We start from the raw sequence: 22,193 nt of genomic DNA, 5'->3' as shown, positions 1-22,193 counted from the left end.
CGGGCAAAAATGTCTCTCTAGTATGCCTAGGTTTGGCCATACTGTCATGCCCGACGACGTGATCCCCGGCGTGACCGTCTAGAAACGTTATATTCAATTGCAGCACCTGCGGCAAAAAAGAGGGCTGATAATATCCAGAAGACTTCCCACAGCTCTCCCTCGACGTAGCTATCACCTACAGCGGCAAACACCATATCGGCAATGTATAGGCAGAAGGTTGCGATCGCAATCAGCTTCCAAGATTGAGAAAAACGCCCCTCCCAGAAAGCCACCAGCAGAGCCGCTGCAATCACCACCAAAAAGCAGTCAAGCATCACATAAATCAACGCCACCGGTTCCGCAAACTGCTCTAGGGCATCATCTAGAGCCTGGGCCCAACCCGGAGTAGGCAATAATCCTCCACTTACTTCAGGTTCAACGGCCGCGTCCACAGCCTCTTCTACGACAGGTGCCGCAGCCTCTTCTACCACTGCCGCGTCGGGTGGAGCTTGCGCTAGTCGGATTTCAGCAGCCATGGCGGATTGAATCCATATCTGGGCTGACACCGACGGCCAACCAAAATTCAGACCACAGGCCAAAATAATACCCGCCGCACCAATGGCCAAAATCGTGCCCCACTGGGACAAGCTCAAATCGATCCGCCGGGGCAAAGCCGCCAGCAGCATACCAACCACCATGGCAATGTAACTAATAAAATAAAATCCATCCCCCATGGACACGGCTGGATCTAAGCCCCAAACCGTCCCCCATAGAAAAAAGAAGACCGTGCCCGCAGCATAGGCCGCCATACCAATGCCCAAAGCAAACCAAACAGTGCGCCCACTGATAATCTGCGAGCTACCAGAATTCCGAAAACAAAGTAAGGCCGCCAAAAGAAAAGCAAAAATCTCTAAAAAATTAATCGATATTAAAAACCAGTCCGCTCGCGAATCTTCTCCGGGTGCGAGCGCTCCAAACAGTAAAAAGAAAATGATAGAACCTATGCCCCAACCCAGGCAAAGCATCAACGTAGACTGGCCTGGGCTGGATTTAGCGGCCTTGGAGGATTGAGTCAATGCCCTACTCCCTAATCAGATAACACCAAAGACAACATCCATGGGCAATCATCATTACCCATGGATTACCTAGAACATAACAGTAGCCTAGCCGTAACCCACAAAAGTCAGGAATCATAGATCCATAACGATGGGCTCAGTGTAGACCACCACACCATAGAATCCAAGACTCCCCCTAGCTGAGGCAACCCCAGACTTTAATAGGCATAGGCCTTACGCACACGCAGCATACCCATAATTCAGACAAAAGGCCACGGTTTGCAAAAAAAAGCAATGCCGCAGAATACAGGTATCAGTGCTTTTTTCTACTGCCAAAGCTGACCACTAGACAACTGTTTCAGCCAGGTCAAAAAAGCATCCCGCTCAGTGGAGGAAAGCTCATCCAATGCTTCTAGAGCCCGTTCTGTAAAATTAGAATGACCAAAATAACTTTTACCAATCCGGTGGAGTTCTTTAAAGAGGGTGTTGAGATGATTGGTCTGCCATGCTGGCAAGGGTGCCGAAAATGGATCTGCCTCTAACAAATGAGTCACTAAAGCTCCAGAGGTCATATCGGGCAATCGAATTTGAGTCCCAATCGCGACCAAATCACCCTCAAAGCGCTTAGCTTGCTTATCACCCATCAGATCGGCAATGTCCTCATACATCGCCTGAATGATGATCACGGCGGCTTTCACAAAAACATTACTCACACCCGGGACAGCCACCGTCTCCGCTGAAGCTTTTTCTAAATGGATCTTGCCCCAGACACTAAACCGTTCCGGCTCCTCAAGGAGCACACAGGCTTTGCCTTGATTGTCCGTCAGATCTCGCCAAAGGCTACGAGCATCATCTTCTTGAGCAGCATTAAAAACACTCAGCAGGCGAAAGGTCTGCCCTTGATAAGACAAAATTGGAATCTTTTGCTCTTTAGATGGATGTTTGAAATTACCGATTTCTACATCCTGGCGCTTTAAGATGAACATGGTGCCGCTGATAAATGCTAACCAAGGACATGGCCTATGCTATTAGCCTGAGCAAGTAAACCCTTAGTCTATCAATCTGTTTCCCAACCTCTACTACCAACCTCTATTAGTAAGCTCAACCTAAATGATTGCATTAGTAGGAATACGATAGTAGAAAACCGTTGATAAAAACCATTTGGTGCACCCAGCGTACCCAGTTAGCTGCACTTCAGTGACACAGTTCAAGCCACGAACCGTTGGCAGCCATCGCAAATTACGGCTAAAATCACCTAGACTTAATTGATCTGACTATAGGCCTTAATCACAATAGTGATCAATCAGAATTAGGCTAAATCCAGTCTATTAAGCACCTATTTAGTGCCAATTGGTTAGGTATATGGGGACCCTTAGCTCAGTGGATAGAGCAACCGCCTTCTAAGCGGTCGGCCACTGGTTCGAATCCAGTAGGGTCCGTTGATTTTCCAAGGCTTATAGCCATAACTGGACAGAAGTATACTGTCTATGAATATCCATTTTTATCCGCTTTTTGGGGAACATATGGGGAACATAGATGGCTTGGACGACCTATTAAAAGCTGCCCAGAAACGCCTGAAAACTGCTAAAACGCGAGTAACCATCCGTCGTAACGCGATGCATTGTATCTGAGGGCTACCCTTCCGCCTAAACCTGGTAGTGGGCACGTTCGTCCACATCGTTATGAATTGCCTACACAATTGCCAACTAGCCGAGATGGACTAGCCATCAGGGCCTAGCTGGAGATCGAGGCGTATATGAGGTTGCCTCAATCCCGAGCTTTGAAGTAAAACGTTGGGTAATAAGCAGCTAAAATTCAACCATGTCCAACAATTTTCCCATAGTTCTATTGATAGCCCTGGGGCTCGGATGCCTGGGCTGTCCCCCAACGTTGGCCCAATCCCCTACCCCTGCCGACCTGACCACACCGGGGTGGGGCTCATGGCGACCCCAATCCGAACAGGCCACCGCCAATATTGACGCAGGCTTCAGCAATCAAGAGCTAGGGGGCTTCATGGAGATGGAATTTGCCTGCCAGCAATCGACAGGCTTAGACAATAATGCTGTTGATTACTGGTTTAGACCCAGCCGTCTAGTCGCCTTGATTGGCACGGGAGAGGTGGAATATGGCTGTTGGCACAATGGCCGGTTCCTACATACCTTCCGGTCCACAGCCACCCGTAGCGACATCAGCGGGGTGGATTGTTTGCGGGTAAATAGCGAGGTGGGCAATGGCTTGATCATCCGAAAAGACTCGACGATAACAAGCCAACGGCTGGGGGTAGTTGCCAATGGGGGCACCGTCACACCAAATTCCTATCCCGCCATTGTGCATAACCAGGAAGAGCGAGATTGGTTAGCCATTGAACAGCCCATGGAGGGCTGGATTTCCATCGGCCAATCCCCCAGTGGATTCATTAACTTGAGCCTGTGCAGTGCCTCCTAATATTGATTCCGGAATTACTGCAGCGCTTCAATCTTTTTGAGCAAAGCTAGTGCTTGCTGTGCGATCGCATTTACTTCTTTAATCTCAGCCTGGGCCTCAGTCGTGCGCTCACTCTGTGGTTTATTACCCTACCTGTCCTATCTAAATAAGCAAAAAAGAAGCTGACACCTAAACTTTTCATCCCATAGTTTCTATCTCTCAAAATCGGGGAACATATGGGGAACACAAAAATCCAGACCTAAAAAAGCATTGAAATATAAGGCTTATTCTCAAGCAGACTGACCGCATTCTAAGCGGTCGGCCACTGGCTCGAATCCAGTAGGGTCCGTTGATTTTCCAAAGTCATCAATCAACCTAAGAGCTGACCACCTTTGGATGGAGGATTAACGATAGCCTGTTCCTCTAGCAGTTTTAGCATCGTGATAAGGGTTTCTATTTTGGCACCCTTATAGCGTTTACGCTCCCGTTGCTCAAGCGCTTGTTTACTGACACCCAAAGCATTCGCCGCATCGGTCATCTTAGGAAAGACGAGTTTTCTAGCGGCAATCAATCGATCAGGTAGGCTTTCTAGCCAATCAGATGCTTTCATGATCAAGTCAACCTATAGTGTTGGCCAAACAATATAGCCAACCAACCTTAGACTGTCAACGGGGATCGCTGTATAGCAAGGAATATAGCCCTTATGCCTGGGACCCATCTGCGGGATCAATCTGGGGGTATGGGGTCAATTTGCAGATCTAAATCTATCCAAGGGAATGCTGACAACAGCCCCAACTGCGTGGGATGGACTAAAAAGCCACCACCGCCAGGGAGCCATTTCTCCAGGATTTTTTGTCTCAATGGTTAGCGCATTAGAACATGTCGAGCGCCTAGTCGGATTAAGGTACCTTTTTAGCCGACTATTTCCCGCCAAGATTAGTTTAGATTTTTCCATTGCCATTCCCACCTATAACGGGGGTCAGCGTCTAGGGACTGTTTTAGACTGTCTACAATGGCAGCTCAATGCCACCGACCTCGGATGGGAAGTCATCGTTGTCGACAATAACAGCACCGATGATACGGCAGATGTTATCCAACAGTACCAACGGACCTGGAGCCTGCAAGCCCCACTCAGATATGGCTTTGAAGCTAAACAGGGGGCTGGCTATGCTCGGCAAAAAGCAATTCAGATGGCAGCCAGTCCACTGGTTGGATTTCTAGATGACGATACGCTCCCTGGCATGACCTGGCTGGCATCAGCCTATCAATTTGCCCAAAAGCACCCCCAGGCTGGTGTGATTGCCAGCCGCATTCGAGGCAGCTTTGAAACCGATCCCCCGAAAAATTTTGAACGGATTGCCGCCTTACTTGCCCTGACCGAGCGGGGGTCTGAGCCCCTCATGTATATCCCCAGTCAAAAGGTCATTCCACCATCGGCCGGGATGGTGGTCCAAAGGCAAGCGTGGCTAGATAGCGTCCCCCCTGAGCTGGTCCTGACGGGGCGTACTAGCACAAGTATGCTCACCGGAGAAGATACGGAATCGATTTTGCATATTCAGCGGGCAGGTTGGCAGATCTGGTACAACCCCCACATGCGGCTACAACATCAAATTCCCAGTACTCGCTTAACTCCGCAATCCCTACAAAACCTGTGCCGGGGCATTGGGCTGAGTCGCTATCGTACCCGCATGTTGAGCGTTGCGTCATGGCGACGACCACCGATGTTGCTCTTATATATGGCTAACGACATCCGCAAAATACTGGTCCATTGTCTCCGCCATCGCCAAGATGTGATTTATGACGACGTAGCGGCCTGCGAACTCACGCTTTACACGGCCAGTCTGATCAGCCCTTTTTTCATGGCACAGCGCAGTATCCAACAGCGGCTGCAAAAATCTAGCCAATGATGGACCGAAATGGGTCAATCACTGCCGATAAAGTACAAGTTGAGCGGCGCTGACGACCGCCCAGTAGAAGTCCCGTAACGGCGCGTCCGCTCGGTAGATGCACGCGTCATAATTATTAGGCTGAACGATCGGCTACCTAAAAGCTTCCTGCTGCTGAAGATAGCTCTGTAGACGATCCACATCCTCAGGTAATAGAACATTAAGTTTACCGATAGTGACCACACCGTTAGCATCAGGGGTGAGCTCTAACCAGTAGGCATAGAGTCCCCCTAGGCGGACCTCTCCTTGAATCGCTGTGCTGGCATCAGCCCCATAGCCGTAGATCGGCTGAGCCCGACGATAATCGGCATAGGTATCGGGACCATAGAGGGTGCGCAGGGATTCCTCTAAGCCAGCCAAGGTGACGGGCTGATCGTAATTAACCAGCGTAAATTCTTCACGACGCACGGTGGAAAAATCTCGCTGGCCTTGGGATGCCCAGATATCGTCATCCGCTTGGGCAGTTTGAAATCCACCCACGGGAAAAACACTGGCATGGAATGTAAACCGGCGGGAGGGAATATCGGCCCGGTGTACCCGTAGTCCTTCCCGACTATCGGCCCGCAACGTGGGATGCCCCTGCATCCAAGTTTTCACCTCATTCACGGAATGTCCTGGTAACCCATAGCTGGGATGCGCCGATAGCCAGTAGGGCAAACCCACACCTAAGGCGAGTAAACCCAGTCCAAGATGCTTTTTCATAGACCTATGATTTCAATTTATGTTGATTAGCATTCCCATCTGCAGCGGATGTACAAGCGCGGAATCCAAACTCTTTATCTAACGATCACCCACCTAAAGTAAAAACCTCAGGGAGCAAACCTCAGTTACCAAACTAAACCACGCCCCTGTAGCTTTCTATCTCTAGCTTTCTGTCCCCAAAAAACACCATTCTTGACGCGGGCAAGGGTTAGATAATCGGCCTAAAGAGCACCAAAGCCCTTTTTCTTCTTCTTTTTTTTGTTCTTTTTTGCCCCTGCGCTATAACCCCGAAAGCCAGGGGCTGGCATGCCCCCACCCATATTGGGCATACCGCCCCCCATACCGGGAAAGCCGCCCATGCCAGGGAAGCCGCCCATACCGGGCATACCACCGCCCATGCCAGGAAAGCCACCCCCTTGACCCATTTGCTGCATCATGGAGCGCATTTTTTGAAAATCGCTGACCAACTTACTCACATCTCGTTCGGCGTACCCTGCACCCTTGGCAATGCGGCGACGGCGATTGGGGGAATTAGCCAGCAGATCGGGATCTTCTCGCTCCTGCTTGGTCATGGAGTTGATCATGGCCTCGCAGCGACGTAACTGAGTTTCTCCCTGCTGGAGCTGGTCTGCTGACAATTTGTTGGACATGCCGGGGATCAATTTCATGATGCCGGACAGGGAACCCATATTTTTCATCAAGCGGGTTTGCTTGAGAAAGTCGTTGAAATCAAACCGAGCTTCTAAAATCTTGGCCTGCAGCTGCTCTGCATCGGCGATGTCCACGGACTCTTGAGCTTTCTCCACCAGGGTGAGGACATCCCCCATGCCCAAGATGCGAGAGGCCATCCGATCCGGATAGAAGGGTTGCAGCGCTTCGACTTTCTCACCAATACCGATGAACTTAATCGGTTTGCCTGAAATTTGACGAATCGATAGCGCCGCGCCACCGCGGGAGTCACCATCCATTTTGGTCAGGATCGCCCCGGTGATCCCAATTTGCTCATGAAATGTCTGGGTGAGGGTGGCAGCCTCTTGGCCCGTCATGGCATCCACCACCAAGAGGACTTCGTCAGGACTAATGGCTGTTTTGATCTGCTCCAACTCCGCCATCATGTCCTGGTCAATTTGCAGTCGACCAGCGGTATCCACGATCACCGTATCCACGCCATCTGCTTTCGCTTTGGCAATACCCGCTTTGGCGATATCAACCGGGTTAGCATCGGTGCCCATCTCAAACACCGGCACATTAATTTGTTTGCCGAGGGTAATGAGCTGATCGACCGCTGCCGGACGATAGACATCGGTCGCCACTAGCATGGCCGAGCGTTCTTGTTTACGCAGATGTAGGGCTAATTTAGCTGAGGCAGTGGTCTTACCCGTACCCTGCAAACCGGCCATGAGCACCACGGTGGGTGGGCGATTGGCATCGGCCAAGGGCTCATTGGCCTCCCCCATCAGGGCCACTAATTCATCGTAGACAATCTTGATAAATTGTTGATCCGGGGCGACGCCCCTAACCACCTCAGCCCCTTGGGCCTTTTCTTGGACGTCAGCCACAAAGTCTTTGACGACATTGAGGCTGACATCGGCCTCTAATAATGCGCGTCTAACTTCCCGCAGCGCCTCTTTAATATTGGCTTCAGAGATTTTATCTTGGCCGCGTAGGGTTTTCCAGGCGGACTCAAATCGTTCTGAGAGGGCTTCAAACATGGGAAGGAGGAAAAATCAATAACCGGAGTATGGATCCATACTAATCGCTTTGATCCGTCAGGAAAATAAGTATTGAGGTGGCTGCCAAAAATTGGGTCTGGGCCCCACAACCACTTGCTATGCTGCTGTAAACGTAAATTGCAGACGGATGAACGGGGATAAACAACGAGCACCGAATAATCGCACCTTAGTTTTGAGTGCCGCTGAACGCCATATATATCGCCAAAAGCTGCTTAAATTTACGCAAGATGTCTCTTGCCAAGCTCTGGAAAACATCACCATTTGCCAAGATGTGATGGCCGCGTTGCCCTATCTGCCAGACAGTTTTGTCGATCTATTAATTGTTGATCCCCCCTACAACCGCTCTAAGGTTTTTAACCAAGCAATATTTAATCATCGTTCCCCCAAGGATTATGAAACCTGGCTGGACAGTTGGATGTCTCAGGTGGTCAGGTTGCTAAAGCCCAATGCGTCAGCCTATATCTGCTGTGACTGGCAATCCTCTCCGCCGGTGTACAGCGTCTTTACTAAATACTTTACGGTGCGTAATCGGATTACATGGGAGCGGGAAAAGGGCCGGGGAGCCAAACAAAATTGGAAAAACTCATCGGAAGATATTTGGTTTGGCACTCGATCTGAGGATTATTGGTTTGATGTGGATGCGGTGAAATTGAAGCGCCGTGTGCTGGCTCCGTATCGCGATCGCAACGGCGAGCCCAAGGACTGGCAAACGACCAATCAAGGAAAATTCCGCATCACCCATCCTTCTAATCTATGGACAGATATATCGATCCCGTTTTGGTCCATGCCAGAGAATACGGACCACCCCACCCAAAAACCAGAAAAGCTCATCGCAAAAATTATTTTGGCCAGCAGCCAGCCGGGCGACATCGTATTTGACCCCTTTTTAGGATCAGGCACCACATCAGTAGTCGCCAAAAAACTTAACCGCCGCTATGTCGGAATTGAAATGGATGAAGAGTATGCCTGCATCGCCGAAAAGCGTCTGGACTTGGCTACCACGCAACCTGCCATTCAGGGATATGCAGGCGGATATTTCTGGGAGAGAAATAGTCTAAGCTCCCAACAGCAAGCCACACGAGAACAGGATCAATCGAATCAACCTTAAACGTTCCTGACGGAGGAGCAATGGTGACAGTATTTCCTCAGGGCAATCACAAAAATCCCAATAGACTAGATATCTGAACCAAAAACCAGCCATGAGTAGATTGCTTATAGGCCAGTCATTACATTTTCTAAAAACTGTCCCCAAGCACTTCATGGAAAGGAATTCCTAGACCATAATGGGAACATAAGTTTGGAAGAGACATACGTAAAGATACAGGGCTGACGTAACAATGTTTTTTCATTGATTAAATGTTGATCAGGTTGAGCCGACCTCAAAAGCTTCAGAACCTGATTATCGTGCGTGTCAACGTAAGTATCTGTTAGTAAGTTTTTGCCTGGTTTACGTCTGAGTTCCTGTAGTTGTAAATGCTGCTGTAGTGGATTCACAAGGTACCTAAATTTAGGTACTTACAACAGCAACCCAGCCACAGAGTCATCGCTGAAGCTGATCCCATTCAGGATTGATCCGTCACCGAGGCTGAGCCGAGACATATGGAGCACATCAGTTGCAACCTTTTTTTCGGTGTTGCCAAGGCTGAGAACTCTGTTATCGCATCAATGGGTCTCCCCAGTAGTTGATCCCCTGAATCGATCGAGCCAACTCAGGTCAGCCTATGGGGTGGTGATGATCCTGGGATCATCATGGCCTAGTGATCCTCCTTGGGATCATCAAAGTTAGTTTTTAGAACAGTTCAGAGAAATATTGTGAAAAGGGCGCATCGGAAAGCAGCTATGGTCGCATCTAAGCTAAAGCAACTGGGTCAGCAGGGATTATTGGCCCTGGCCATTGGGGTAACTGTGGGTGGAATTCAATCCAGCAGTCATCTTGTCAACACGGCTGAGGCCGTCGCCCCGCAGCTTCAAACAACGTCCACCCCTGAGGCTGAAGAAACTACAGCGTTTTCCGTCTGTAGTGAAGCGACAGACTGGCAGCGTCCCAACCTAGACCAGCAGCAAAAACAGTTAGCCGCAGATGAACGCTACAGCACGCTGCTACAGGATAAAGATTTTCAACAAGTGGCTAACCAGTTTTGGCAGCACAATGTTCTTAGCTTTACCACCTATGGCCTGAGCGCTCGCATGGAGCCGATCAATCTGTCCGGCCTGTGGTCTGTGGCCGATGATATATGGGCCAGCTGTTACAGCCATGATGAAGGCAGCGCGATCAATGAAGGAAATCTGGCGGAAGCATGGCTCATGCACCATCGCGTAGTGGATGTACAGTGGCAAGACGACCACTATGTGATGGTGGTGGAACCTAACAATTCAGGCATGCAGGTGGTGCAGTTCACCCGCCGTGAAGCGGAGGCAGAGTTACCCCTAACAGTGGTTACATCCCAGGGAACTGCCGTGGAATACTACGATGCTGATTGGTAGATCCTCGGATCGGAGTTCCCCAGACCGCCCCAGGTCATAGACACCAGACCATCGGCACCGCCGGGGCAGAAAGACCGGATTAAAGACATCAGAGCATCGGCACCGCCGGGGCAGAAAGACCGAATTAAAGACATCAGAGCATTGGCACCGCCGGGGCAGAAAGACCGAATTAAAGACATCAGAGCATCGGCACCGGACAGTACAATGGGATTCACCCCAGGGATCAATCCAGTGATCAGGCTGGGGATCGGGCTATGCTCCATGAGCTGAAACACCTCCATGACCACCACCCTACCGTCCACAGAAACCATCGATGAGGCCGTTGAGCAGCGTCGTAATTTTGCGATCATTTCCCACCCTGACGCCGGTAAAACGACCCTGACGGAAAAACTCTTACTGTATGGAGGAGCGATCCATGAGGCAGGATCAGTCAAAGCCCGGAGATCGCAACGACATGCGGTTTCTGACTGGATGGAGCTAGAGCAACAGCGGGGGATCTCAATTACCTCGACGGTGCTGCAATTTAACTACAGCGGCTATCGGATCAATCTGCTCGATACCCCGGGTCACCAAGACTTTAGTGAAGACACCTATCGCACTCTGGCGGCGGCGGATAACGCCGTCATGTTGGAAGATGCGGCGAAGGGTCTGGAACCCCAAACGCGCAAACTGTTTGAAGTGTGCAAAATGCGGGGACTGCCAATTTTCACCTTCTTCAATAAGTTAGACCGCCCTGGCCAAGAACCTCTGGCCCTGTTGGATGAAATCGAAAAAGAGCTAGAGCTGTTTACCTATGCCGTCAACTGGCCCGTGGGCATGGGGGATCGGTTCAAAGGGGTATTTGACCGCCGTAAACGACAGTTTCATCTATTTGAGCGTCAGGCCCACGGCACCAAGGCTGCCTTCGACACCGTGCTCGATTGGGGTGATCCCCGCATTGAGGAGCTGATTGGAGATGATGACGTATACCATCGGTTTTTAGAAGAACTGGAAGTCTTGGATGAGCTGGGGCCTGAGCTGGATTTGGAACTGGTACACAGCGGTGAGATGACCCCGGTCTTCTTTGGTAGTGCCATGACCAACTTTGGTGTGGAGTTGTTCTTAGAGTCATTCTTGGACTTTGCCCTCCAACCGGGGCCTCGGGAAAGTACCGCAGGGATGGTGCTCCCCTCACGGGAAGAGTTTTCTGGATTTGTGTTTAAGCTGCAGGCCAATATGGATCCCCGACACCGGGATCGGGTGGCCTTTGTACGGGTGTGTTCGGGCAAGTTTGAAAAAGACATGGTGGTTAACCATGCCCGGTCTGGTAAAAACGTGCGCCTATCCCACCCACAAAAGTTGTTTGGCCAGGGAAGAGAGTCCCTGGAAGCCGCCTATCCTGGGGATGTGATTGGTCTGAATAATCCGGGGGTCTTTGCCATTGGGGACACCATTTACCAAGGCCAGAAGCTGGAGTACGAAGGTATTCCTTTTTTCTCCCCTGAGTTGTTTGCCTATTTGAAGAACCCGAACCCGTCTAAGTTTAAGCAGTTTCGCAAAGGGGTCACAGAGCTGAGGGAAGAAGGGGCTGTGCAGATCATGTACTCGGCGGATGATTCGAGACGGGACCCCATTTTGGCGGCGGTGGGCCAGCTGCAATTTGAGGTGGTCCAGTTCCGGCTGAAAAATGAGTACAACGTCGATACGAACCTGGATATGTTGCCCTACAGTGTGGCCCGCTGGGTGACGGGTGGTTGGGAAGCATTGCAGGATGCGGGACGGTTATTTAATACGGTCACGGTCAAGGATAGCTATGGTCGGCCGGTGTTGCTGTTCCGTAATGAGTGGAACTGTCAGCAGGTGGCAGGGGAGCATCCTAAGCTGAAGCTGAGTAAGACGGCACCGGTGGTGTCGGGGAAAGAACCGGAGGACATCTAAGGGAACATCATAGGCGGACGACATAGGGCATATATTATGCAGATCTATTTAGACTACAGCGCGACTACACCGCCCCGCCCCGAGGTGATCGCGGTGATGGGGTCAGCCATGACCCATGGCTGGGGGAATCCCTCTAGTCTTCATAGCTGGGGTAGTCAGGCCGCTACGGTGATGGAAACGGCACGGATGCAGGTGGCAGAGCTGGTGGGCGCGCCGGGGGATGCGATCGCATTTACCGCCAGCGGTACCGAAGCCAATAACCTAGCCATCATGGGGGTGGCACAGCAGTACCGTAAACCTCGCCACATCATTATTTCGGCGGTGGAGCATTCCGCCATTACTCAGCCAGCAAAGAGGCTAGAGCAACAGGGCTGGCACATTACCCAGTTACCCGTGGATCACCATGGCCAGGTCAACCCAACGGATTTAGCCGCAGCCCTATGCGAGGACACAGTGCTGGTATCGGTGATTTATGGCCAAAGTGAAGTAGGTACGTTGCAGCCCATTGCCGAACTAGCAGCGGTGATCCAAGCCAGACGCCACCAAGGCCTGTCCGTCCCCATCTTCCATTCTGATGCGGTGCAGGTCGCTGGGCGGTTGCCCATAGATGTGGAGCAATTGGGGGTAGATTTACTCTCCATCTCTAGCCACAAGCTATATGGCCCACAGGGAGCGGGAGCACTGTATGTGAAACCGGGCACTGACCTAGTGCCCTTAATTCGCGGCGGTGGTCAGGAGAATAATTTACGCTCAGGCACCCAGGCGGTACCTACAATTGCTGGCTTTGGCCTAGCAGCGCAGCTGGCTAGCCAAGAACTCCTGCAAGAAAATCAGCGCTTACTAAAGCTCCGGAATCGCTTAATTGAACAAGTGCAAAGCCATCCTGAACTGGTGCTAACGGGGCATCCCCAGGAGCGATTGCCCCACCATGTGAGTTTTTATCTACCCAATGCGGATGGAGAGCGGGTGACGGGAAAAGCCCTAGTCCGTCAACTGAATATGGCAGGGATCGGGATCAGTGCGGGGTCAGCTTGCCATAGTGGCACCCTGACCCCTAGCCCGATTCTAAAAGCCATGGGGTTTAGCGACGCGGCAGCCAAAACGGGCATTCGGCTGACCCTGGGGCATCAGACAACTGAGGCTGATGTGGACTGGGCGGCGATGGTGCTGCGACAGCTGGTGGAGCGAGTGATGGTAAATCAGTTAGTTACGGTAGGGCTCCATTAGATTAAGTCTTAGGCTAAACCGGTTCCGGCCACCGGATTAGAATCGCCTAAAATACAGATACCTTGGGCAGAAGTCAGCTGGACAAGCATTGGCTAAGTGGTTGGGGACAGGTCGGGTGAAGGGTGCAATCCTATATTGCCGATACTAAGGTTCATCTTGAGGCGAAGAATACTGACTATTATCCGGATGTTGTTGTGAGCTGTGATCAATAGGAAAGTAGGTTGCAAGATTCTCTGGCATCTCCATGTTTGATGGTGGAAGTGTTGTCAGATACAACCGAAACGTTTGATCGTGGTGACAAATTTAGTGACTATCGGGCATGCAAGAGTTTAGAAAAATAGGTATTGGTAAGTCAGAAACAGGTTTCTGTCGAGGTTTTTCGACGCCATGATCTGGGCAGTGGGTTTTGAGTACCCATAAAGCAACCTATAAAGCAGGCGATAGGGGCAGCCTCAAAAGCATGAGTCTTAGTTTTGATATAGCTGAACTGTATGAGAATGTAGAGTAGGCAGCAAGCGACGGTGCGGGTAGCAGCAGTACAGAATTGGCTAAGTGAGAACAAAAGCACTAACGTCCAAGAAAACGCCTTATTCGCTGGATTATGTCAGGATTATTTCTAAGCCTGTTGTTTCGTGAGTAATCAAACACCGTTCTATGAAAATCTGGGTTGATGGGGACGCCTGCCCCAATGTGATCAAAGAGATTTTGTATCGAGCGGCTAGGCGGTTACAGATGCCCCTAACGTTGGTGGCAAATGCTCCGCTCCAAATCCCTGCGTCTGACTATATTGACTCGGTGCAAGTACGTTCGGGGTTAGATGTGGCAGATAACTACATCGTGCAGCACATGGCCCAGGGGGACCTGGTGATTACGGCGGATATTCCCTTAGCAGCCAATGTGATTGAAAAGGATGGCTATGCCCTCAACCCTCGGGGAGAATTTTACGATGCACGGAATATTCGAGAGCGGCTGTCGATGCGTAACTTTATGGAATCCCTGCGCAGCAGCGGCGTTGAAACGGGTGGACCACCAGCGATCGGTAGTCGCGATCGCGAAGCCTTTGCCAACCAGCTGGATCGATTTCTAAGCAAGCACCACAGCTAAACCCCTTTCTGCACACACCCTGCCAGGAAAGTCGTCAGCGATAGTTCATAGCCCCTCGCCCTGGCAGCAGTCCCTCTGACAGCAGCCCCTCTGGAGCATAAGAAGCCCCCATGGACGCTAAGGTTCATGGGGGCTTCGGTTTAGATATAAAGGGTTAAGCAATACAGTAGTCTGTCTACTTAGATATAGGGTTCAAGCTAAGGAAGTTATGCAATACAGTGCTTTGCCTGTAAATCCACTGTAGGCCGAGATGGAGCAGGTCTCCCCCTTTGTGGGATAAGCCTACGGTCTACTTACACAACCATCAAGTTTTCCTAGTTTGTGTGTTCGATCACAGCGTAATGAGTTGCTTGGGTATTAGCTGAAGGATTCTAGATATACTGGGTGCTGTGTCCCAAGGGATTGTGGCGTTAGGCGACTAGGTTAGGGAAACTTCAAACACAACAGCACCCAGAACGATTTAACTGAGGAATTTCTCTACATTAGACAAGACTCTCTAGAGTTGTTTCACGCCTGACACAAACTACTTTACAAACCCTTTCACGCAGCAATAGTTCGCTAGAGACAAAACTCTCTAGGGCAAGCAAGAATAAGTATCAGTACCCTGTTTGGATGCCGTATTTAAATTGGAAAACGATGGAATGGAGATATCTATCGTTCACCTCTTTTATTCTGGCCATAAGCTTTTCAGCCCATGTACAGATCAGACTCATAGAATAGATAAGTGTCTCTTCTATGGCACCAATGGCAATGTTGTTGGTTATTGTCGTAGGTCAGCGCGGTAGGTTTATTCTACGTAGTGATTGACCACGCAATGCGCTGTACCTGCATCGGTTTAGGCTTCAGTCATTCATCCGTGCTTGTCAGTACGTTCTCCTAACGCCACAAAAAAACCTCCACCCTATGGGCAGAGGCTATGGATGTAGGTTGTAGGAAAGTTAGAAGAGGAAAGGTTTCCCCATGAAAGGAATGTAGCTTCACTGACGCACGGAGACGCGCTAGGCACCCAAACTTGGCTAGCCTAAGCGGTGCTCCGCTTTATCAGCGAACAACGGACTTAGTACGAGCATCCAGCGCATCAAGGCGGGCTTCCTGGATGTTGTCTACAGTCTTGGTACGAGCATCCAGCGCATTCAACCGCTCAGCCTGAATATTCTCAACGGCTTTGGTCTGGTTGTTCAGGTGCTCAATCCGTAGCTTGTGAACGTCGTTCTTAGTCCGAGCGTCCAAGGCGTTTAGACGCTCAGCTTGGATGTTCTCAACGGCTTTGGTGCGAGCATCCAGGGCGTTTAGGCGCTCAGCTTGGATATTTTCGACAGCCTTAGTACGAGCATCTAGAGCCTCTAGCCGAGTAGCTTGGATATCTTCGATGGCTTTGGTCTGGGTGTTTAGGTGCTCGATGCGTAGTTTGTGGACGTCGTTCTTGGTGCGGGCGTCGAGGACTTCTAGGCGAGTGGACTGAATATTGAAGCTAGCGGGCTCAACGGCAGAGGCGATGGGTGCCAGAGCGGCGGAGGCAACGAGGACGGTTAAGGCGGAAAGGATAGTGCGTTTCATGGTTAAAGCTCCTGGGTGAATCGGTGAAGTGTGTTTACTGGCTTCATTGATTACTAGAATGCTGCCTCTACCTGAACGTCATCTGACGAATACCTGAGGGTTGCTTAAGGGGTTTCTGAGTTTGGCTGAGGAATGGTAGTGATGGGGGTCACAGGGGTGGTTGGGAGTGTGACAGTGCGCAGCGGCCGGTGGCGGCGATTGGAACCGTGGAATGAGTGTTTGAGGGTGGTTTGTGGTGTGACAGTTGGGTTGCGATCGCAACCCTGTGTAGGGGTGCTACGAGCGTAGCTGCAACAAAGTGCCATAAGGGTAAAGGCGAAGCCTGAAACAACGTAAACTCGTTAAGCGTACAGGAAAATTCTGAATTCCTTTCAGAAAAGTAGTTCAAAATAACTAACCTAAAACCGTTATGTAGTAGTGCTTTTGAGCTTATGGCACTTGATAGCAGCTATGCTTGCACTACCCCTCTAAGCGCCCCATCTCATGCAGGTGGCGCTTTTCATGAAACAGGATGTAGCGCCTCACCCACTGCACGTAGGTTTCTTCCGTTCGGTAAGCATAATGCTTGAGCCGAATGACCGCTCGCAGATGGTCTAAAAGCTTTTTGGGGCGTGGTTCCATCACCATCCAAGCACAAGACATGTGCCTGATGATACTCATAACGACATCCGTACATATCTGAAGATATGCGGAAAGTTTCTTCAGATCCCCCTTGAGCAGCTTACTATGCAGAAAGTTTCCTCAGATCCACCTGATTTGGGAAGATCTCAGGAAACTTTCCGCATATCCATCCAGATACAGGTAGATATGCGGAAAAAATCCGTCTAAAAAGAAGTTAGCTGGCTGGGATAATTGGTGGAGACATTGGTGTCCAACGTATATTTCCTGGTGTTCAAATAATATGATTAACTAAGAGTCATTATTCTTGCAACGAGCTACTATGCCCACATCATCCACTGTTCTCATTGACTTTAGCGAGGCGTGTTTAGATCTTGATCGCGCCGACTTAGAGGACTTTTTACTGAATATTGCCGATGAAATGCAGTCAGGGGAATTGGTGGAAGAGGCTCGGTTGGCGAGAGAAACGGATATCCCAGAGGCAGCCAAGCCTGGATTGACAGCTTTTTTAGTCGGTATCCTTACAGCCGAGATTAACCGCCAAAACCTGGGTAAGGTAATGGATTACCTGGGGAATTTGCGTTATGGCAAAACTCTGACCCTTTCTGGGGAAATCGATGGGATGACCTACAGTATTGAGTATCGTAACAAGCAGGAACTGGATCAGGCAGCAGACACTATTGAACGTTTAGCAAACTTGCGGATTAAAATCTCGAAACACACATAATTGCCTGAACAATAAAGAATTAATTCATTGGCGATCTTTATGGGAAAGTATGCTCTCTTAATCGGTGTCGGAGAATATGGTAAGGGATTAACAACATTGCCTGCTGCCCCTAGAGATGTAGCTGCTTTTGCGGAAGTGTTGCGAGATCCTCAAATGGGTGGGTTTGATGAGGTTAAGCCAATCGTCAATCCAAGACAAGCGGAAATGGCTAGGGAAATTGAACTGTGGTTCCAAGGTCGTGGACCAGAAGATTTAGTTTTGTTGTTCTTTTCTGGGCATGGTATTAAGGATGAGCGACGTGAATTGTATTTCGCTACACACAATACGGAGAAACAACGTGATTTATTAGTACGCTCCACTGCAATATCTGCCCATTTCGTTAATGACTGCATCCGTAGTTGTAAGGCAAAGTACCAAGTTGTTATTCTGGATTGCTGTTTTAGTGGTGCTTTTGGTAATGCAGTGGCAAGAGATGATGGAGAGGTTAACCTGCAAGATCAACTTGGGGCAGAAGGGAGAGTTGTACTGACCTCCACTAGTGAAGTTGATTACTCTTATGAGGAAAAGGGGGCTGAACTTTCTATATATACTCGCTATTTAGTGGAAGGTATTACCAGTGGTATCGCTGACGAAGATAGTGATGGAGTAATAACTGTTGAGGAACTTCATCGTTACGCAGAGCGAAAGGTGAAAGCAATCTCTCCTGCCATGAGTCCCAAAATTATTACTCTAAAGGACGAAGGCTATCGTATTCAACTAGCTTGTTCCCCGCAACATGATCCGAAACTAAAATATCGTAAAGAGGCGGAAAAAAGAGCAAAAGAAGGAAGGTTTTCTATTCCCGCTAGAAAGCTACTGAATTCTTTACGCCAAGAGTTAGAAATTTCAGATGCCGATGCCGATGTGATTGAGGTGGAAGTTCTAAAACCTTATCAAAACTATCAAAGGAAATTACAAGAATATGATTCTGTCCTTCGTGAATGTTTAGAGGCAGAGGAACTGAATTCAAGAAACGTTCAAGATCTGATGGATTTTTGGAAACATCTGAGCCTAAACTCAGAGGATGTAGTTTCTGTTGAACGAAAAGCACTAGATGGTTATAGCTTAGCAGAGTATATAGAAGTTGAGCGGCAACAGCAACTAGGAGAAATAAAAAATCAACAGAAAATGCAGGAAGAACGTCAACACCAAGGAAGAGAGAGTATAAATAAACAATTAGGCGATGATGATCTTAGATCTGAAAATTTTGGAGATGGTTACTACTTTAAGCTAAGAGGTCTTCTAGCCATTAAAGATTGGAAAGCTGCTGATCAGGAAACAGCAAATCGGATGAATGAGTTAATAGATCTGCGTCAAGGAGGTTTTATGGGACGAGCAATTCCAACACGTGAAAAAATCGAGGAATTTCCCTGTTTAGACCTTCGTAATATTAACAACCTATGGTTAAAGTATAGTGAAGGTCGATTTGGCTTTAGCGTTCAGCAAAAAATTTGGGAGAAGTGCGGTAGTCCAACTAAGTACAATACAGATTGGGAAAAGTTTGGAGAAGCTGTAGGTTGGAAAGATACTAGAGGTTTGGTTGGTTTAAATGCATGGTATATATACGATAATCTAAACTTTGATGAGAAACCTTATGCAGCACTTCCCGGTCATTTCCCGGCTGCCGTATGGTGCAGCACTGGTGCAGCAAAAATTTTGTCAGATGATTTTGGGTTTTATGGATTAATGCGCGGAGGTAGCTTCAAATTCGGTGCTGCTACTATCTCGTGTCTCTTCTCGCGCGCTAAGATCTGTGGGTTATAGCATTTAGTAGATAAGAGTTTTCTAAATTTGTCACCTGCTATGATCTTTCTTATTGGGTAATTTGTCAGCTTAGATCTAAGCTAAGTTAGTAGAATCGTGCCATTGCTACAACCGCCAGCTAACAATCCCGTTGCACACCGACCGTACAGATTCTCTTTGTGGAGTCCGAAAAGTTACTAGCGGCGGGTGAACGGGGTCGTTATGCCTCAAGTTTTCGGTGGGGGCGTAGCCAAAAGGTTACTTGTCATTACTCAGGATTAAGGTGGTGTGAGGTTACTGGTAGGACGATGCTTTGGTGTTGATGGAAATTGAAGATCGATCTATTACTCTGTAGAGTATAAAATAGTCAAGATACTTCTAGGAAGAGAGTTTTTAAGTGGGGCAGTTTGTATTAGTTCTGCTTAGTGTAGTGATAGGGCTTTTACTTGGAACCCTTTCAAATTGGTTTTATGATTTGCTTAAACACAAGGGAATTTTTCCAGACAAACCAAATACGAAAAAACTCGTAATCACGGTAGCTGCTTTTTTTCCATTAATCGTCTTAATAGCTTTCTTACAAACAACATCAACTCAAGGAGAATCTGAATCACGCTTAAAAACAATGTCTGCTGATGAGCTAAGGGTTTCTGGTGTAAGTCTTCGGATATTAGAGATAAATCCATCTCCAGATGAAAAGATTTTCAAAGAAAATGAAGAGCAATTGGCTGTCGCAGTAGTTCAATATTACTTGCCAGCGAATTCAACTTCTCCACAACTTAGCTTCCAATATTTGAACTCAACACAACAACGGCCTAATGATTATCCATTACTTAACTCGAAAGTTATACAGAGTTTGCCAGCGGAAGTAGGAAGTCATCGTATTCAAATGGCTGGCAAGTTGCAAGCGCCAAAACTAGCAGATTTGAACAATATACCTTTTCAGGTTGAAGTGAATCTTAGTGTTCTTGACAAAGGATTAGGTACTGTGGAAGCAGTGGCTTCTGATAAGATTTTGTATAAGTTGGAAAAGAGTTAGCGACGGCATAATGCTCAATGCTGACACTTCGGATATTGAATTGCCCTAAAGAGACTATATACAGTAGTTTTTTGGGGAGAATATCCACATAAAGTGGATGCTCTCATTTTTTTGCGGTACTATAAGATTTAGTACATACTAATTCTCAGTGAGACTTCTATCATGGGATACCGCAATAAGACATATGTTGGTTTCGATGCAGATACTGATATGCGCTGCTACCGCTTAATGCAAGCGTGGAAGGCGAATAAGCATATTGATTTTAATTTTTACAATGTCCATGACATTAACTCCAACCCTAACTTAACTTCTGAGAGCACCATCAAAAGACAACTAAGAGAGCGGTTTGAAAATACAAAAAACTTTGTACTCTTAGTGGGAGAGAAGACGAAAAATCTTTATAAATATGTTCGTTGGGAAATTGATCAAGCTATAGAAAGAGATCTTCCAATCATCGTTGTTAACTTAAACATGAAAAGAGAACCTGATGAGAACTTGTGCCCACCGATTATTAGAAATGGTTTAGCAATGCACGTTAGTTTTAATGCTGCCATTGTAAAATATGCTCTAGACGATTGGGAGGATTCTCATTACAAGAAGCGGAGAGAGAATGACAGTCAAGCCTATCATTACAAAACAAGTGTTTACAAGGAGTTGGGTCTGTAAACGGGATGATAAGCAGATTATCATTATTTTTTTCTGATTTTTTTACAAGAAGCCACTGGTTAAATATTGTCCTAACGCGAAAGACGTTTGATGATACTTTTTCCGCCTTTGGTAAAATTTGGCTGCTGATTAATGTGACCTCGTTCTTCTTGCCAGCGACCAAGCCATATTTGAGCGACAATTCTTATCTGTTGATGGGGGGGATCGTCGCAATGACTTTTTGGGTAAGCCGTCCTCGTTTGTCAGTTCTAAGTAATGTCAAGAACTGTGATATGCAAATTGAGATTAAAGTTGGAAATCTTTTTGATTTTCGGGGGGCTTATGTGATTGGAACAAATAGTACATTCGAGGTTGACACTAGTACGGGAGTAATTTCACCAGAAAGTCTCCAAGGGCAATTCGCCTCAAGGTTTTACAAAAATAAATTTCTTGAGTTAGATGCAGATTTAGAACGCGCTCTTAATGGATTTGAATTTGATGAATTAGATGATGGTCGAGCAGGAAAAAAGAAAAGGTATCCGCTTGGTGCGGTGGCTCAACTGAAAAAGTCCAACAAAATATTTTATATGGTTGCGATCGCGAATCTGAATCCTCATGGTTCAATAGAGAATTCTAGTTTTGATAACATCCAACATAGTCTTTCAGAGCTTTGGAAAAAGGTGGAGTCCACTGGAAATATAGATCCTCTTGTTATTCCTCTACTAGGATCTCTAAGATGTAGACTAAAGCAATCACGCAATGATTTTGTGAAAGAAATCATTAATTCATATTCTGTGGCTTGTCTAGACAAAAAATTATGCGAAAAACTAATAATCGTTATTTCACCACAAGACTACAGAAAACATGAAATCGATTTCGAGAAACTAAGAAACTACTTAAACTGTAAATGCACGTTCCCAGAATTAACTTCTTATCCAGACAAGCCAGAAAATATCTAATGATTTGCCTCTAAACTTGTTATATCGCTATATTTAAATATGTTCATTCGTTCTACCGAAAGAGAATTTACGATGAAAAAGCTCGGATTTGAGAATTCTATTAAAACAGGAGATAACAAGATTATTTTCTGTAAGGTTTTTGTAAAAAATACAGCATAATCGGGATAGGGAGAATCCTCACGAATCCCCCCTCCCACACCACCCATCGTGCGGCTCCGCAATGGGCGGTTCCCAACCTAACTGCTAGACGATTTGACGACTTGCTTGTCGTAACCCTGGACTTTCATCCAGAGATCAC

Annotated in this window: 22 protein-coding genes and 1 tRNA gene; 14 read left to right on the top strand and 9 right to left on the bottom strand. The window is 48.0% G+C overall.

The window, feature by feature from the left end:
- Positions 1-44: 44 nt before the first annotated feature.
- Complete coding sequence (locus VB741_RS04600) at positions 45-1,055, bottom strand: hypothetical protein (protein WP_323363967.1); 1,011 nt, start codon at positions 1,053-1,055, stop codon at positions 45-47.
- A 305-nt stretch (positions 1,056-1,360) separates the two neighbouring features.
- Positions 1,361-2,020, bottom strand: coding sequence for an Npun_F0813 family protein (locus VB741_RS04595; RefSeq protein ID WP_323363966.1), 660 nt, complete (start codon positions 2,018-2,020; stop codon positions 1,361-1,363).
- Positions 2,021-2,400: 380 nt separating this feature from the next.
- On the opposite strand from VB741_RS04595, the gene VB741_RS04590 reads away from it, so the two are divergent.
- Positions 2,401-2,473, top strand: a tRNA-Arg gene (locus VB741_RS04590).
- Between the two features lie 382 nt (positions 2,474-2,855).
- A complete protein-coding gene (locus VB741_RS04585) occupies positions 2,856-3,479 on the top strand; it encodes a hypothetical protein (protein ID WP_323363965.1) in 624 nt (207 codons plus the stop codon).
- Between the two features lie 349 nt (positions 3,480-3,828).
- On the opposite strand, the gene VB741_RS04580 is transcribed toward VB741_RS04585, so the two are convergent.
- Positions 3,829-4,068 carry a hypothetical protein gene (locus VB741_RS04580; protein ID WP_323363964.1) on the bottom strand — a complete coding sequence of 80 codons (240 nt, stop codon included), beginning with the start codon at positions 4,066-4,068 and terminating at the stop codon, positions 3,829-3,831.
- Positions 4,069-4,318: 250 nt separating this feature from the next.
- Here VB741_RS04580 and hpsE point away from each other — a divergent pair, with 250 nt between their 5' ends.
- Positions 4,319-5,365 (top strand): hormogonium polysaccharide biosynthesis glycosyltransferase HpsE, encoded by a 1,047-nt coding sequence (gene hpsE / locus VB741_RS04575; RefSeq protein WP_323363963.1) that lies wholly within the window; start codon positions 4,319-4,321, stop codon positions 5,363-5,365.
- 132 nt (positions 5,366-5,497) lie between these two features.
- Here the strand turns inward: hpsE and VB741_RS04570 are convergent, their stop codons facing one another.
- Together VB741_RS04570 and ffh are read right to left on the bottom strand one after the other, a co-directional pair.
- The gene (locus VB741_RS04570; protein WP_323363962.1) at positions 5,498-6,106 is read right to left on the bottom strand and encodes a hypothetical protein; all 609 of its coding nucleotides are present in this window, start codon (positions 6,104-6,106) and stop codon (positions 5,498-5,500) included.
- 221 nt (positions 6,107-6,327) lie between these two features.
- A complete protein-coding gene (gene ffh / locus VB741_RS04565) occupies positions 6,328-7,818 on the bottom strand; it encodes a signal recognition particle protein (protein WP_323363961.1) in 1,491 nt (496 codons plus the stop codon).
- 148 nt (positions 7,819-7,966) lie between these two features.
- Between ffh and VB741_RS04560 the strand changes: the two genes are divergently transcribed.
- Together VB741_RS04560 and VB741_RS04555 are read left to right on the top strand one after the other, a co-directional pair.
- The gene (locus tag VB741_RS04560; RefSeq protein ID WP_323363960.1) at positions 7,967-8,947 is read left to right on the top strand and encodes a DNA-methyltransferase; all 981 of its coding nucleotides are present in this window, start codon (positions 7,967-7,969) and stop codon (positions 8,945-8,947) included.
- Between the two features lie 731 nt (positions 8,948-9,678).
- Entirely contained in the window at positions 9,679-10,323 is a 645-nt protein-coding gene (locus VB741_RS04555) for a hypothetical protein (protein WP_323363959.1), read from the top strand.
- Here VB741_RS04555 and VB741_RS04550 read toward each other — a convergent pair.
- Entirely contained in the window at positions 10,305-10,586 is a 282-nt protein-coding gene (locus VB741_RS04550) for a hypothetical protein (RefSeq protein WP_323363958.1), read from the bottom strand. The genes VB741_RS04555 and VB741_RS04550 overlap by 19 nt on opposite strands.
- Before the next feature lie 16 nt (positions 10,587-10,602).
- Between VB741_RS04550 and VB741_RS04545 the strand changes: the two genes are divergently transcribed.
- The 4 genes from VB741_RS04545 to VB741_RS04535 all read left to right on the top strand — a co-directional run bounded on the left by VB741_RS04545 (position 10,603) and on the right by VB741_RS04535 (position 14,571).
- Positions 10,603-12,240, top strand: coding sequence for a peptide chain release factor 3 (locus VB741_RS04545; protein ID WP_323363957.1), 1,638 nt, complete (start codon positions 10,603-10,605; stop codon positions 12,238-12,240).
- Positions 12,241-12,276: 36 nt separating this feature from the next.
- A complete protein-coding gene (locus VB741_RS04540; RefSeq protein WP_323363956.1) occupies positions 12,277-13,467 on the top strand; it encodes a cysteine desulfurase family protein in 1,191 nt (396 codons plus the stop codon).
- Between the two features lie 221 nt (positions 13,468-13,688).
- Positions 13,689-13,808, top strand: coding sequence for a Uma2 family endonuclease (locus VB741_RS26245; protein ID WP_442786290.1), 120 nt, complete (start codon positions 13,689-13,691; stop codon positions 13,806-13,808).
- 313 nt (positions 13,809-14,121) lie between these two features.
- On the top strand, positions 14,122-14,571 hold the full coding sequence (locus VB741_RS04535; RefSeq protein WP_323363955.1) for a YaiI/YqxD family protein: 450 nt from the start codon (positions 14,122-14,124) through the stop codon (positions 14,569-14,571).
- Positions 14,572-15,612: 1,041 nt separating this feature from the next.
- Here the strand turns inward: VB741_RS04535 and VB741_RS04530 are convergent.
- Both VB741_RS04530 and VB741_RS04525 read right to left on the bottom strand, forming a co-directional pair.
- On the bottom strand, positions 15,613-16,128 hold the full coding sequence (locus VB741_RS04530; protein ID WP_323363954.1) for a hypothetical protein: 516 nt from the start codon (positions 16,126-16,128) through the stop codon (positions 15,613-15,615).
- A gap of 459 nt (positions 16,129-16,587) precedes the next feature.
- Entirely contained in the window at positions 16,588-16,749 is a 162-nt protein-coding gene (locus VB741_RS04525) for a phage integrase N-terminal SAM-like domain-containing protein (protein ID WP_323363953.1), read from the bottom strand.
- 304 nt (positions 16,750-17,053) lie between these two features.
- Between VB741_RS04525 and VB741_RS04520 the strand changes: the two genes are divergently transcribed.
- From VB741_RS04520 to VB741_RS04500, 5 genes are all read left to right on the top strand, one after another.
- A complete protein-coding gene (locus tag VB741_RS04520) occupies positions 17,054-17,473 on the top strand; it encodes a hypothetical protein (RefSeq protein WP_323363952.1) in 420 nt (139 codons plus the stop codon).
- 39 nt (positions 17,474-17,512) lie between these two features.
- Positions 17,513-19,276: a caspase, EACC1-associated type gene (locus VB741_RS04515; protein WP_323363951.1), complete on the top strand. Its 1,764-nt coding sequence runs from the start codon at positions 17,513-17,515 to the stop codon at positions 19,274-19,276.
- A gap of 376 nt (positions 19,277-19,652) precedes the next feature.
- Positions 19,653-20,291 carry a hypothetical protein gene (locus tag VB741_RS04510; RefSeq protein ID WP_323363950.1) on the top strand — a complete coding sequence of 213 codons (639 nt, stop codon included), beginning with the start codon at positions 19,653-19,655 and terminating at the stop codon, positions 20,289-20,291.
- A 162-nt stretch (positions 20,292-20,453) separates the two neighbouring features.
- Positions 20,454-20,957 carry a TIR domain-containing protein gene (locus VB741_RS04505; RefSeq protein WP_323363949.1) on the top strand — a complete coding sequence of 168 codons (504 nt, stop codon included), beginning with the start codon at positions 20,454-20,456 and terminating at the stop codon, positions 20,955-20,957.
- Positions 20,958-20,962: 5 nt separating this feature from the next.
- The gene (locus VB741_RS04500) at positions 20,963-21,895 is read left to right on the top strand and encodes a macro domain-containing protein (protein ID WP_323363948.1); all 933 of its coding nucleotides are present in this window, start codon (positions 20,963-20,965) and stop codon (positions 21,893-21,895) included.
- Here VB741_RS04500 and VB741_RS04495 read toward each other — a convergent pair.
- Positions 21,892-22,101: a hypothetical protein gene (locus VB741_RS04495; protein WP_323363947.1), complete on the bottom strand. Its 210-nt coding sequence runs from the start codon at positions 22,099-22,101 to the stop codon at positions 21,892-21,894. The genes VB741_RS04500 and VB741_RS04495 overlap by 4 nt on opposite strands.
- Positions 22,102-22,193: the final 92 nt, after the last annotated feature.

This window comes from Leptothoe sp. PORK10 BA2 (assembly GCF_034932105.1).
Taxonomy (GTDB): domain Bacteria; phylum Cyanobacteriota; class Cyanobacteriia; order Phormidesmidales; family Phormidesmidaceae; genus Leptothoe.
This window is presented reverse-complemented; position numbering and strand designations above follow the sequence as displayed.